This window comes from Mucilaginibacter phenanthrenivorans (assembly GCF_024721155.1).
GTDB classification, from domain to species: Bacteria; Bacteroidota; Bacteroidia; order Sphingobacteriales; family Sphingobacteriaceae; genus Mucilaginibacter; species Mucilaginibacter phenanthrenivorans.
Window position 1 is genome coordinate 717473 of sequence record NZ_JAHVAP010000001.1, and the last position, 15477, is coordinate 732949.

A 15477-nucleotide genomic window follows, 5' to 3' on the forward strand; every position below is an offset into this window, starting at 1 on the left:
CCATATCTCTATACTATCAAATTGTTTCCATTCGTTACTCCGCTCTCAAACTTTTTACCGGGTTGGCCAGCGCTGCTTTGATAGATTGAAAGCTGATGGTCAGCAAGGTAATCACAACAGTGACCAAAGCCGTAAGGACGAATACCAGCGGGCTCAGTTCAACACGATAGGCAAAGCTTTGTAACCACTTGTGGCAAGCCCACCAGGCGACCGGCATCGCGATGGCCAGCGCCAGGGTTACCAGCAATAGAAAGTCCCGGGAGAGCATAGCCACCACCTGATCGACAGATGCGCCGATCACTTTACGGATACCGATCTCTTTTTGTCGTTTCTGTGCCGTGAATGCCGCCAGCCCGAATAAACCCAGGCAGGAGATCAGGATCGCCATGCCGGCGAAATACCTGGTCAGCACCGCCACCCGCTGCTCTGACGCATATAACCTATGGTAGCTGTCATCCAGGAAACTGTAATCAAAATCAAGGCCCGGGTGATAACGGCGATACAGGTTTTGCACCGCTGCCAGCGCCTGTTGCTGCCGGCGCGGATCGATCCGCACCAGGATATTTTTATTGTCTGGAGAAAAGGTAAAGAACGCCGGGCCGATCTTTTTATACAGCGACTCAAAATGGTAATCTTTTACCACCCCGACGATCCGCATCGGCTTCCCCCAGAGACTTACCATTTTTCCTGTCGGGTCTTTGATGCCCATCGCCCGGATAGCCGTCTCGTTAAATATGACACTGGCGCTATCGGAAAACTGGCGGGAAAAGGTCCGGCCCCCGGCCAGTTGCAGACCCATCGTCTCCAGGAAATCATGATCAACGCTGTTGCCGTAATACTCCAGCTTGAGATTCGGATCTTTGCCCGGCCAGCTGATGCCGCCGCCGGAATGGCCAGCACTGCCCAGCAGGTCACCTTCCATATCCGTAGCATTGAGAACACCAGGAATATTTTTGACTTCGGCTAAAAAGCCCGCCTGCGCTTTATGGTCATCATCACCACCAAAACGGATGATATTGTTTTTATCATAACCTAAGTTGATCGACTGCACGAGCGCCATTTGCTGCCGCACGACCAGGACACAAACGATCAGAATCACCGAAATACCGAACTGAAAGATCACCAATCCTTTTCGGACAAAGGCTTCCGCCCAGGATGTTTTCAACTGGCCTTTTAATACCCGGATGGGGTTAAATCCGGATAAATATAAAGCCGGGTAACTACCTGCAAACAGCCCCACCAGGACGAGCAGACCGATGGCCGGAAAGATAAACCCGGCGCTAAAGTGCAGCTGGAGGTCCTTCCCCGTGATCACCCGGAAAGCCGGCAACAGGAACATCGCGATCAATACGGCCATGATGAATGCCCCGGAAGTCATCAGCAAGGATTCGATGAGGTATTGAAATACCAACGACAAGCGGCTGGCGCCCATTACTTTCTGAATCCCAACTTCTTTCATCCGGCGGGCAGCTTTGGCCGTCGCCAGGTTCATGAAGTTGATGCAGGCGATCACTAAGATCAGCAGGGCGATCGTGAAAAATAAGCGCACATATTCGATGCGTCCGCCGCTGGGTACACCGTTCACATAATTGTTATACAGGTACCGGTCTGAATAACGCTGCAAAAAAAGGTCGCCCTCATAGGAAGTATCTCCCTTCAGCTTGTTTTTGCTAAAATTCCGGATCTTTTGGTTAAAGGCATCCACATTGGTCCCCGGTTTCAGTACCACGTCCGTCAGCACCATATTGCTGCCCCAGGATGTAATGTCTCCCGGCGTCCCGCGCATCTTTTGCGCATATAATTCAAAAGGGAACACCAGGTCGAACTGATCGCTGGCATTGGCAGGCGGCGCCTGGAATACGCCTCTAATGGTGTAGACATTGCTGAAATCTACATTATCCTGGAATTGCCATTTGATGGTTTTTCCGGTAACCGCCGTGGTATGAAACAGCTTTAAGGCCAGTTGATCGGAGAGCAACACGCCCGAAACGTCAGCCAGCGCTGTGGCGCCGTTCCCGCTGATCAGTGGATAAGAGAATACCTTAAAAAAACCGGTACTGGCAAACACCGGCATGGCCTTTAGTTGCCGGTCTTTAGTCAGGATGATACCAGGCTCACGCTCCTTTCTGAGGCACGCAGCAGATTCGATTTCCGGCAGTTCCCGCAAGAGACTTTGATACAATAAACCCTGCGTGAATTCACTAACCGTAGCCGAACCCGTACCATCCGGGGCCTTTTTTAAAACCTGGTAGAGCCGGCTGTCATTAGCATTGAATTTATCGACCTGCCATTCATCATTTACCCATAAGGCGATCAGTAATATGCAAGCCAGGCCGGTAGCTAAGCCAAGCAGGTTAAGCAAGCTGAACTGTCTATCTTTTAATAAATTGCGACAGGCGATCCTGAAATAATTTTTAAGCATAAAATTGCGGTTTGATTTCGTGGTTTGATGGTTCGAAATTACCGCGACAGATCCGGGATAGCGTCTCAAGTTATAAGGTAAGACCTCTTTTTTATATTCCACGGGACTTCTGCCGGTCACTTGTTTGAAGATACGATTGAACGTAGGTTTGGAGTTAAACCCTGATTCGTAGGCGATGCCTAACAAGGTGATATGGTCATAGTCCGGGTCCTGCATTTTCCGAATCACCGCCTGAACACGGTAGGTATTGATAAAATCGTTGAAGCTTTTTTTGAAGGCGGTATTAATAATCCTTGATAATTCGTGCGTGGTCAGTTCCAACTTGCCTGCCAGCGAGCCCAAGGTCAGTGCCGGGTCTTCATAATAGCGATTTACTTTAACCTCATTTTTGAGCCAGGCGGCGCTTTCCTTTACCGCCGCGGGTACAAGTGACCGCAAGACCGGTAAGGTATCCTCCCTTAGAAAAACGCGGGCTGCCAGCCAAACCAACGGCACCATCAACAGGAAGTATAAAGGTTCAGCGCCTGCCCCCAGCAGGGCAACCGGGATCCAGCCCAGCCAGAACAGGCCGAAAACAGTCAGCCAGTTTTTCAGCCATCTGAAATCATGAATGGAACGGTCGCCGCTGGTAAATTGCCTGCTGTGATAAAAATGAGCGAGCAAATGCCGACACCAGACCAAGTAAATGAGCACGGAGATAAATACCAGCCAGGGCATGAAACCCAGTAAAAGCAGACTAAAATGCAGCAAATCTCTACGCTCAAATGGCTGTTCGGGCCGGGTGAGCTTACGGACATAAAAAAAAAGCAGGGGACCAAAAGCCAGCGAAAATGGCCAAGACCAATCAGCCCGTAGCCCAATACTGATGGCCACGACCCTGGCTGATCCCAACATAGCGACCACCAGGGCCAGCGCCAAAAAACGATTAGCTGACCGCTCCCGCCGCCTGGCCAGTCCCAAAAGCAGGCTAAATGTAAAGCACATAAACAGCATCCCAAAGCACGCTGCATCCCAAAGATCGATATGAAATAGATAGGGCTTCACTTCAAAAATGCTGTCAATAGCTGTTCCATTTTCGTAATTCGCTGATATATAAACCAATGATCCCCCAAATTAAATCCCCCACTGTTACAAAACCGGACAAATATTGTTCGGTTTCGACGGTAACTCATCATAAAAGTGCACCATTAATTGTGAATAATGGCAGCATAATTAAATACTTTATTTTTTTAAATTCTTTTTAGGAAAATCTTCACTAAGCTGTGTCCTTACAGCAGAACACCAAATTACTATGGGAAAATCCAGGTTTATCGAGCTTATGGCGAAGAGTATTGGCAAAACTGCCAGTGAAAAAGAGTTGGAAGAGCTCGAAGCATTTCTTGACCGCTTTCCTGAATATAGAAAAATGCAAAAGGTTGCCGATGCCTTAAAAAGCGATCTAAAGCAACCTGATTCCACCGTAAAACAAAAGGACCTTAACGAAGGGATTGAAGAGCTTTGGCATAAGATCAAAAATTCGGGGGAGCAGCCAGTAACCCTCGAAAAAAATAATGTAAGATCCCTAACCTATTGGAAGTGGGTAGCTGCTGCCGTATTGATACTCACTATAAGTGGTGTATTTTTTTACACCCGCCGGCAACTGCCTGCCAGTCCTTTGGCAAATGTGATTATTCACCATGTTTATGTGCCATACGGAAAAACTACCGGGATAGTATTGCCAGATGGCACAAAGGTGAAGCTGAATGCGGGCAGTACGTTTTCTTATCCCGAGACATTCTCAAAAATAACACGCGAAGTAAACCTGGAAGGCGAAGGCTTTTTTGAGGTGACCAAAAATGCTAAAAAGCCATTCCTGGTGCATACTAATATGCTGACCGTAAAAGTACTCGGAACAGTATTTAATGTAAAGGCTTATCGTAATGACAAAAATATTGAAACAACGCTGTTGACGGGCAGGGTGCAGGTTGAATTAAAAAACAAACCTGAAAAAAATATAATACTGCTGCCCAATGAAAAGCTCATTGTCGCCAATAATTTATCGGGCGCAATAAATACACCCCTCGTAAACGCAAAGGAAGCAAAGATAGAATACCAGGTTACAGCATTGCCGCAGATTAAAGCAGAAGATATTAAAGAAACCGCCTGGCTTGATAACCGGTTGGTATTTACCAACGAAAGTTTTGAAGAAGTAGCCAAACAACTGGAACGGAAATATAATGTGCAAATGATATTTGAAGAACCATCGCTTAAAAACGAACAAATAAGCGGTGTATTGGAAAATGAATCGTTAGAACAGGCACTACAAATTATAAAAATGACAACGCCATTTAAATTCAGAGTAGATGGACGGGCTATTTACTTAGCACATACAGAAAAAGCAATCAATTAATTTATTCACTTAAACTTATAATTATTATGAAAAAAACTTACTTATCAGATTCCTGAAGTGCTGAATAAACAAGGGAAGAGGTGGTACTCTTCCCCTTAAAAAATCGGGACATAAATAACAGGAGTAAAAGTTTTCAGACAGCTTACTCCATTCCTTAATTTTCAATAACAAATGTAATGAAAAAACTAATAAAGGCATTTGCGTTTATATATGCACAACCATGCTTTAAATTCATTTTGCTAATGAAAGCAGCATTTTTAATAACACTGGTTACCTGCCTGCAAGTTTCAGCAAGTGTTTACTCCCAGCAAAAATTCTCGCTCGACATTAAGCAAAGCGAAGTAAGTAACATACTTACCAAAATTCAGAAACAAAGCGATTACCGTTTCTTTTACAATTACGCCAGCATCAAAAAACTGGGCAAGGTAAATTTGCAGGTAAAAGACGCTACCATCAATCAAATTTTAGATGCTATTATGGAGAACAAGCTTCCATATAAAATAGCAGATGACCATGTGGTTATTATATATAACCAGGAGGATATTAACGCCCAGATTACCGTAAAAGGAAAGGTTGTTGACAAAAACGGCGAAGCGCTTATTGGTGTAAGTGTAAAGCTGCAGGGTACCAATTTAGGGGTAACTACTGATGTAAACGGTGAGTTTTCAATTGCGGCGCCTGAAAATGGTGTTTTGGAGCTAACCTACATCGGTTACGAGAAGAAAATTGTTCAAATTAATGGCAAAGCAAGCTTAGCCATTACCATGACCGCTTTACCTTCGTCACTCAGTGAGGTTGTAATTGTGGGTTACGGAACAAGTAAAAAAGTTGATGTAACCGGTTCTGTAGCCAGTGTTAAAGGCGCTGATATTCAAAACCTGCCGGTAGCATCTGCCGCCCAGGCTTTGGATGGTCGTGCAAGCGGTGTAAGCATTGTACGGAACGATGGTTCGCCGGGAGCTGCGCCAAGTATCCGCATCCGTGGCACTGGTACTATTAATGATGCTAACCCGCTTATTGTAATTGATGGAGTACCTACCACCAATCCGGATGCTTTAAGCGATATCAACCCCAACGATATCGCATCAATCGACATTTTAAAGGATGCCTCTTCTGGTGCTATTTACGGTACCCGGGCTGCTAATGGGGTGGTTTTGGTAACTACTAAAAAAGGTACTTATAATCAAAAACTTTCAACATCGGTTAATTTTTACAGTGGTTTATCTAACTCAACAAAATATATCGATCTGCTTACCGCGCCCGATCTGTACAAACTGAAAAGGGAGCGCTATACCAACGATGGCGCAGCTATTGATGCACCATGGACTAATACTTATTATGCCACCCAAAGAACAGACTGGCAGCGCGCTATTATGGGTACAGGCCATGTAACCAATGGCGACATTACCATACAGGGTGGAAATGATGCATCCAACTATTATTTTTCACAGTCGATTTATAACGAGGATGGTATCATCGACAAAACTAATTTTAAGCGTTACAGCACCAGGGTTAATTCGGAGCATAAAATAACCTCGTGGTTAAAACTGGGCGAAAACATTCAATTAACTTATGGTAATCAGAATGGCTTTAACAATAACGATTCTCAGGCAGGGCTTATATTTTCGGCACTCCGTTTTAACCCGGCTATACCGTTGGTAAACCCTGATGGTACTTTTGGTACATCAAAAGCCTTTGGTAATCAGTTAGGCGATATTAACAGCCCTTATGCTACTATACAGGAAACTGATAAATACACTAAAAAGTATAGGGCGCTTGCTAATGCCTTTGCGGAGATTTCATTTTTAAAAGAACTGAAACTGCGCGTTAACTACGCGTTTGACGGCTCGTTAATACGTAATTATAACTTTAATGTTGCCGACGTTAACCAGGCCAGACAAAATACAACATCTACCTTAACACAAAGTGAAGAGGAAATATCGTCACAACTGCTGGAGTCTTTTCTTACTTATGATAAGGTATTTGGCAAAAGCCACGTGACCTTTACAGGCGGTTATTCTTATCAGAATTTTAAAGATTACGGCTTTACCGCGAAAAGGATTGGCTATGATGATACAGATCCTGATCAAAGGGTACTTAATCAGGGTACCATCCAGCAAAACTCAAATATAATACCGCAACCAACATCTCTTCAGTCGGGTTTCGCCAGGCTGTTCTATGATTATGATGGCAGATTTTTGGCTACTGTAACTTTCCGTGCAGATGGATCTTCAAAATTCCCCCCTGGTAAACAATGGGGTTATTTCCCGGCCTTTTCAATAGGCTGGAGGCTTTCGAACGAGCAATTTATTAAAAATATAACCTGGATAAACAATCTTAAATTAACAGGAGGCTACGGTGAACTCGGGAATCAAAATGTCAATCCATATCAATTCCTAAGCTTAATTAAGATTGGCAGTACTTATGAAAACAATGGTTATGCTTTTGGTGGCGCTGGTGTAAGCGGCGCCGCGGTAAGCAGCATTGCCAATCCTGATATAACCTGGGAGCGCACTGCAATGACTAATATAAGTCTTGATGCGGGTTTCCTAAATAACAAGTTAAACACAACTTTGACCTATTTTAATAAGGATACTAAAAAGATGCTTGTTCCTTCATCAGAAGTATCTACTGTGGGGAGTGTAACAATTCCTGATAAAAATATAGCCAACATGAATAATCACGGTATTGAAGTGGAGGTAAACTACCAGGGTGGCGACAAAGTAAAGTATACAATTGGTGCAAATGCCTCATTCATCAAAAATAAAGTGACCAAACTTTACGGCGCGGGCGCATATATTGGTTCGGTTGTTTACGGACGCTCAAGTCAGGATATTTCGAGAACTTATGAAGGGCAGCCGATAGCTTCTTTTTACGGATTCAAAACCAGTGGTTTATACCAAACCCAGGCCGAAATTGACAACGATCCGGCCCTTAAGAACGATTCAAGGAAGGAGAGCATTAAGCCGGGCGATGTTCGTTTCCTTGATATAAATGGTGATGGTTTAATTGATGATAACGACCGTACCAACCTGGGTAACCCTAATCCAAACGTTACTGCAGGTATACAAGGTAGTTTGTCATATAAAGGCTTTGATTTGTCTGCAAACTTTACAGGTGTATTTGGTGTAAGCTTATATAATGCCGACAGGATGCAGGGTATCGACCCGACTTACCCATTTAACCTGTATGCCGAAGATTTGGGCCGCTGGACAGGTGCTGGCACAAGCAACACTATTCCAAGAATGTCGCTTGACCGCGCGAATGACAACTACCGCACTTCCGATCTGTTTGTGGAAAGTGGTAACTATTTCAGCCTTAAAAATGCCACTTTAGGCTATACTTTGCCGCTAACATGGTCTAAAAAAGCGGCACTAAAAAGTGTAAGGCTGTATGCCTCTGGTCAGAATGTCTTTATCATAACCAAATACAAGGGCTATACGCCGGAATTGGGTTATACAGATGGCAATAAGCAAAGGGGGGTTGATGTGGCCCAATATCCATCAGTAAGGACAATTACATTCGGTTTAACAGTTAAACTATAAAATCATGAAATCGAACAAAATATTATATATAGCATTAGCGCTGGCCTTATTTAACAGCAGCTGTAAAAAAGCACTCAATTTAAAGCAGCAGGGGGTTTATACTTCTGATAATTATTTCAGGAACGAAGTTGACGCGGTTAATGCCGTTAACGGAATATACAGCCTTTTAGAGGAAGAAGATTACATAGGCCACGCCGAAGCAACCTTCGATACTCCTTCTGACGATTATTGGCGGTCTGGTGATCATGGTGAAGATGAGGGTATTGAAAATTTAACTTATGATGCATCAAACGCGGCTATCAGGTACCCTTATAAATGGAGGTACGAAGAGATCAACCGTTCTACCAATTGTATCATCAACATCCCTAAGATCACTGCTATTTCTGTGGATGTTAAAAATCGCAGCATGGGCGAGGCCTATTTTCTAAGAGCCTTTGGTTACTGGCGCATGATGATCATTCATGGCGATGCGCCAATCATTACCGATGAAGATTATGCTAAACAATTATTTAACGTGCCTAAATCGCCGATTGAAGATGTCCGGAAACAAATTGAAAGCGACCTGCTGAAAGCGGTTGACCTGTTACCTGAAAGCTATAGCGCCGCAGACCGTGGCCGCGTAAGCAAAGGAACGGCACTTGGGTTTTTGACCAAGCTTTACATGTACTGGGAAAAATTCCCCGAGGCAATAGCTGCGGGCCAAAAGGTAATCTCAAATTCGCACTATGCACTGGCTGCTAATTACGCTGATAACTTTACCCGTGCCAATGAGAACAGCACCGAGCTGTTATTCTCTATCCAGGCAGTGCAAAACGTTGTTCAAAACGATTTTACGGTTTATTACATTCCAAGGCCATGGGGTGGGTATGGTTTTAGCCAGCCTTTACAAGGCTTGGCAAATGAATTTGAGGCGAATGATCCGCGTAAAGCTGCAACCTTATTAAGTGTTGGCGATAAGGTTGATTTAGGTGATGGTAACGGACTAACCACATTTACTGCCGATCTGTCGGCAACCGGCTTTGCCTTTAAAAAGTATGCTGTATTTAATTCAGCGGCAGATGGTGGTGGTGTTGATCATACCTTTGCCGTTCCGTTAATGCGGTCGGCTGATATTTACCTTTTAGTAGCAGAGGCCCTGATCCGTACACAGGGTGCCGGCGCAGGTGACGCGCTAATCAACCAAATAAGGCACCGGGCATCACCTTTATTGCCGCCCGTTTCTGGTGCCGGTATGACACAATTGATTCATGAACGCCGTGTGGAGCTGGCCGGAGAAGGCGAACGCCACCAGGACCTGATGCGCTGGGATAAAGCTAAAATTGTTGATATTGCAGCAATATACAACCTGGCGGTTTCAAAGGCGCCTATTGATCAGTCAAAAACGGTTACATTTATCCGCCCTAAAAATTATTATTTCCCACTACCACAGGTAGAAATTGATAAAAGTAAGGGAGTTTTGGTGCAAAATCCGAACTTTTAAAAAACAATGATTTAATTTAAATTGCCGGTGGCCCACATTACACTATTAATAAATACGTGAGTTTGATATAAAAATTGGTGGAACATTCTGATTATAAGATACTTATAGCTAAGCAACTCTTGATAAATAGCTAAATATTTGATAATCAGTGTGTTTCACTTTATTCCGGGTGTTCCACTTATAAAAATGGAACGCTTGTCAGCGTGGATACACAAACTTGCGCTTCGCCTCATCTAAAACTATGGCTACACGCGGAGGGAAGGATTTAGGCTGAGGTGACCGTTTGCTTATGTCGAACTCCCACATTTATTAATAGGATTATGCTGACTACCGGCTTTTATTTGCCATTAAAGTTCTTAATTAAAGGATTAGATATAGATGAGAAATTGCTTGTTAATTTTTATTATTAGTGTATTTGGTTTAAACGCTTATGCCCAGGTTGATCAGAAAGGTTCCCATGATTTTATTGAACGGGTTATTCCTGGCAGGTCGGCATCTTTCATTGTAGAAGCCATAAGCCAGGATAACGGCAAGGATGCATTTGAACTTGACAGCCGCGATGGTAAAATAGTTTTACGGGGCAGCAATGGCTTATCTGTGGCGGCAGCTTTAAACTATTATCTTAAAAATTACTGCTTTTGCGATATCGGGTGGAATGGCACCAATTTAAAACTGCCGGCAAGTTTGCCTGTGGTTTTAAGTAAGGTACACAAATCAACCCCATACCAATACCGTTATTACCTCAACTATTGCACGTTTAATTATTCAATGGCCTGGTGGAACTGGGAGCGCTGGCAGAAAGAGATTGACTGGATGGCCTTGAATGGAATCAATACACCACTTGCCATTACAGGCGAAGAAGCTGTTTGGCAAGATGTATATAAAAGTATGGGCTTTACCGACAAGGAACTGGCTGCATTTTTTAGCGGACCTGCATATTTCTCCTGGTTTTGGATGGGGAATATTGACGCATGGGGTGGTCCTTTACCGCTGCACTGGATGGATAGCCATAAAGCATTGCAGAAAAAGATCCTGGAGCGTGAGCGATCATTCGGGATGAAACCCGTACTGTCCTCATTTACAGGGCACGTGCCCCTATCTTTTAAAGACAGGTTTCCGAAGGCAAAAGTTAAAAAGACCAACTGGGACGCGGGTTTTCCCGATGTATATATTCTTGATCCGGATGATGAAATGTTTGAAACTATTGGCAAGAAGTATATCGAAGCGCAAACAAAAGAATTTGGAAGTGATCACCTTTATTCTGCCGATACGTTTAATGAAAATGTACCACCCACCAATGACTCAACCTACCTGGATGGGATGAGTAAAAAAGTGTTCAGGTCAATGACCGTAGCTGACCCTAAGGCTGTTTGGGTTATGCAGGGCTGGATGTTTCACTACAATAATAAGTTCTGGCAACCCCAGCAGATCAAGGCTTTGCTGAATGCCATCCCTAACGATCAAATGATTATTCTTGATCTGTACAGTGATGCTCATCCTGTTTGGAACCGTACCGATGCTTATTATGGCAAGCCGTGGATCTGGAACATGCTGCAAAACTTTGGGGGTAACATCAGCTTGTTTGGGCGGATGCGCCATGTGGCTGCTGACCCAGCTATTGCACTTCACGACCCGGAATCAAAAAACATGATGGGAATTGGCCTTGCACCTGAAGGGATAGAACAAAACCCGGCATTGTTTGAATTAATGCTGGAAAATGTTTGGAGAAATACGCCCATTGATGCGGATGAATGGGTAAAAGATTATGCCCGCAGGCGCTATGGTCAAAAGGACTCCCGCGCGAATGAGGCCTGGCATATTTTATTAAATACCGTGTATAGCGGCGGCCTTACAGAGGGCGGCCCCGAATCAATCATTGTGGCGAGACCAACAATGCTGCCCACTATTGACAGGGTATTAACCAAACTAAACTACGACCCTAAAGAACTAATAAAAGCCTGGGGCTTCCTGATAACTGCTGCTGACAGCCTGAAACAAAGCGACGGTTTTCAGTATGATCTGGTTGACGTAACCCGGCAGGTGCTCGCCAATTATGCCACACCATTACAGCAAAAAATGGCTGCCGCTTACAAAAGCGGCGATAAAGAAGGCTTTAAAAAGTACAGCGCCGCATTTTCACAGCTGATGGATGATATAGATGATTTGCTGAGTACCCGCAAAGACTTTTTATTGGGTAAATGGATCAACGAAGCCCGGGCAAATGGCATTACTGACGCAGAGAAAAATCTTTACGAATTTAATGCAAGGGATTTGGTGACTTTGTGGGGCGATAAAGAAAGCGGACTGCGGGAATATTCCAACCGGCAATGGGCCGGGCTGATAAAAGGCTATTATAAACCACGCTGGGAACTGTATTTTTCACAGCTTGATAAAGCAATGGCCTCCAATACACCCTTTGATGATAAAGTATTTGACAAACAGGTAAAAGACTGGGAATGGCAATGGGTAAATAAACATGATAATGCCTACCCGGATGTTATTCGAGGCAATGCCATTGAGCAGGCTAAGCTAATGTTTGCAAAATATAACACCGTTATACAACAACAATCTTATTAATCCGGAACAGATGATCAAGAGGCTCCGCTTGTTTTTGACGGTACTGGTTTTATTGGCTTGCAATGTGGCTGTATATAGTCAATCGGCTAATGATCATATTTTCCCGGCATCGCCAACCGCCAAACCTTATATTGACTTTGACAGCAAAGGATTTTTGGTTAATGGTAAACGTACTTTCCTGGTTTCTGCCGGTTTGGAATATGCCCGTGTTCCGCATCAGCTTTGGTACGACAGGCTTTTGCGTTTAAAACGGGCAGGTTTTAATTGTGCAGAGATCTACACGATGTGGAATTTCCACGAGCCGCAGGAAGGAAAATTTGATTTCAGCGGCGATCATGACCTGGGTGCATTTTTAGTACAGGTGAAAAAATTGGGCATGTACGCCATTGTAAGAGTTGGTCCTTATTATTGCGCCGAATGGGATAATGGTGGTTACCCCATATGGCTCAAGTTTAAAAAAGGACTCAGGGTACGGGAGGACAACGCGACATTTGAGCAATATGCAGATCGTTTTTTTGATAAGCTGCTGCCAATAGTATTCAATAACCAAATTAATAAGGGCGGCCCGGTAATAATGGTGCAGTTAGAAAACGAACATCCGAACGGATGGGGCACCATTATGCCTGATAACTACTTTAAGCGTTTGCAAAGCAAGGCATTGAGCTTAGGGCTGCAGGTTCCTTACTTTTTTAGCGGCCTGCACCATTCAAGCGACCCAGCCGGAGATGGTGCACTGGATGACCCTAGCCGGCTTAATCCCTGGTTTTCAACCGAATTTTGGAGTGTATGGTATTCTCAATATGGCGCAAAACCAACTGATGCAGGGGTATACGACCGGCGCACCTGGAAGATAATAGCGCATGGCGGTAACGGCTACAATTACTATATGGCGCATGGCGGATCGAACTTTGGCTACACCAATAACGATGAAGATGCAGCATCATATGATTATGGCGCCGCGGTTGGCCAGGCCGGTGATCTTCGGCCGCTTTATTATACTTTTAAGCGTGCAGCCTGGTTTTCGCGCAGCTTTGAGGAGATCCTTGAAAACAGTACGGACGCAACCGCTTCATTTAAAAATATTACGGCTGATCCGACCCTAAAAGTAACCGCACGTTCAGGCAAAGCTGGAGATCTTGTTTTTTTGGATAACCCTGGGGCTACTACTCTAAAAGCAAATCTTAAGATAAACGAGATCAATTCAAACATCAGGATCAGCATTGGTCCCGGTGAAATTTATCCGCTCGTGCATAACTTTTATATTAATAAAGATGTAACCATTGATTGGGCATTTACAAGAATTTATGGCATTGTTAAGCAAGGAAATACTACCACAATTTTGGTTGAAGCAGAACAGGATGAACCCGTTTCTTTACTTTTTTTGGTGGCTGGTAAAGCTGTTATTGCGCAAAACGCCACAAATATTAAAATAGCCGGCAACAAGGTTGATGTTAACGGCACAATGAATGGGAGCGGAGTACTTGCTGAATATTCCTTTACAACAGGCAAACAAAACATCCGGGTATTGGCCATGAACAGATCAGCCATGGATAAAACATGGGTGACGGAAACACCTTCATCAGATCTGATCATCAGCGGCGCATCCTATTTAGGAAAAGTTGAGTTTAAGAATGGAAAGATCCTCGCTGATGCTGAGTATCCTTTAACATCAAAAAAAGAGGGCCCTGCCAGGGTCTACTTTGAGAAAGGTTCCACATTGCTGCTGAATGAGAATCAAAAAACGTTAAGCGCTAAAGCAGCCATAAAATTATCACCATGGGAAATTAAAAATGCCGCTGTTGCAGCCGCATCCGGTTATGAGGATAAAAAATGGTTTAAAAGTAAATCGCCGTTACAAATGGGAGCAGATGGTGATTTATCGCCTTATGCCTGGTACCGCACAAAGCTTAGCATACCTGAAACCGGAAAATACACCATGCAGGTTGATGGCGGCGATAACGCAACTGCTTTTATAGACGGAAAACGCGCCGCTAAATGGAAAATCCGCGATGGTGAAGTATCCCTTAATGTAAAAAAAGGTGAACACACCCTTGCCATTTTTACTGCCCATGATGGTCGCGACAAGCTTGCAGCCTACCTGGGGCCTATTGATGATGTAGATAAAAAGGGCTTATCAGGCAATGCAGTGCTGAAAAATGGCGGACCGTTTATCAGCACCCTGACTAATTGGTATTTTATAAAAGCAGCAAAGGTTGACGATGTAAAACAAGGGCCGCCGGTTTTTGATACAGCTCAATGGAAAAAATATACCATCGGCGCTGACGCCTTTGGCCAGAAGGAAGGTTTCGGCTGGTTTCAAACTATTATCCCTGCACAGAGAGAAGATCTTACAAAACTAATATTGAATTTCAGGAGTGTTGACGAAAATGCTACTGTATTTATTAATGGCGAACAGCTTAGTCATCACGAAGGATGGAACACGCCGTTTAGCGTTGAGGTTAATGATCCGACCATCCTTAAAAAGCCAATGACACTGTCGGTGTTTATAGAAAATTACTCCAACGAAGGCGGGATTGATCAGCCGGTAAAAATAAACAGTATTGGCGATGGCACTATACTAACAGGGTGGAAAATGCGCGGCGGACCCGATAACCCCGATGAAACTATTGTATGGGCTAAACTTGTCAAAAATAGTTCGCTTGGCGGGCCGCAATTTTATCGCTCACAATTTACTGTGCCGGTAATTAAGGGGCAACACCTCATCTGGCGGGTACACACCAACGGGCTCAGCTATGGTTCCGTATGGGTTAACGGACATAACCTGGGCCGCTACCCCGAAAAAATAGGTAACGATATAGGTATGTACATTCCCGAATGCTGGCTAAAGCCGGGTATCAATAAGCTGGTAATTTATGATGAGGATGGTAAACGGCCGGATAATGTGCGCATCCTGTCGGAACAGGCTGCCGGCAGGGTAACTTATAAACTAGTCACGTCACTAAAAAATTGACGAATAGTCTTGAGTCGAAAGTCTTGAGTTCCAAGTCAGAAAAGGCAAGAACTCGACTTAGGACTTCCGACTAAAGACTCTTGACTTACAAGC

General features: G+C 44.2%; 6 protein-coding genes. 5 read left to right on the forward strand and 1 reads right to left on the reverse strand.

The window, feature by feature from the left end; genetic code table 11:
• Positions 1-34: 34 nt before the first annotated feature.
• On the reverse strand, positions 35-3523 hold the full coding sequence (locus KXD93_RS03010; RefSeq protein ID WP_258135379.1) for an ABC transporter permease: 3489 nt from the start codon (positions 3521-3523) through the stop codon (positions 35-37).
• Between the two features lie 190 nt (positions 3524-3713).
• Here KXD93_RS03010 and KXD93_RS03015 point away from each other — a divergent pair, with 190 nt between their 5' ends.
• The 5 genes from KXD93_RS03015 (at position 3714) to KXD93_RS03035 (ending at position 15384) form a co-directional block, all read left to right on the forward strand.
• The gene (locus tag KXD93_RS03015) at positions 3714-4811 is read left to right on the forward strand and encodes a FecR family protein (protein WP_258135380.1); all 1098 of its coding nucleotides are present in this window, start codon (positions 3714-3716) and stop codon (positions 4809-4811) included.
• Between the two features lie 176 nt (positions 4812-4987).
• A complete protein-coding gene (locus KXD93_RS03020) occupies positions 4988-8356 on the forward strand; it encodes a TonB-dependent receptor (RefSeq protein WP_258135381.1) in 3369 nt (1122 codons plus the stop codon).
• A gap of 4 nt (positions 8357-8360) precedes the next feature.
• The gene (locus tag KXD93_RS03025; protein ID WP_258135382.1) at positions 8361-9836 is read left to right on the forward strand and encodes a RagB/SusD family nutrient uptake outer membrane protein; all 1476 of its coding nucleotides are present in this window, start codon (positions 8361-8363) and stop codon (positions 9834-9836) included.
• 378 nt (positions 9837-10214) lie between these two features.
• On the forward strand, positions 10215-12413 hold the full coding sequence (locus tag KXD93_RS03030; RefSeq protein WP_258135383.1) for an alpha-N-acetylglucosaminidase: 2199 nt from the start codon (positions 10215-10217) through the stop codon (positions 12411-12413).
• Positions 12414-12423: 10 nt separating this feature from the next.
• Positions 12424-15384 carry a beta-galactosidase gene (locus KXD93_RS03035; protein WP_258135384.1) on the forward strand — a complete coding sequence of 987 codons (2961 nt, stop codon included), beginning with the start codon at positions 12424-12426 and terminating at the stop codon, positions 15382-15384.
• The last annotated feature ends 93 nt before the right edge of the window (positions 15385-15477 follow it).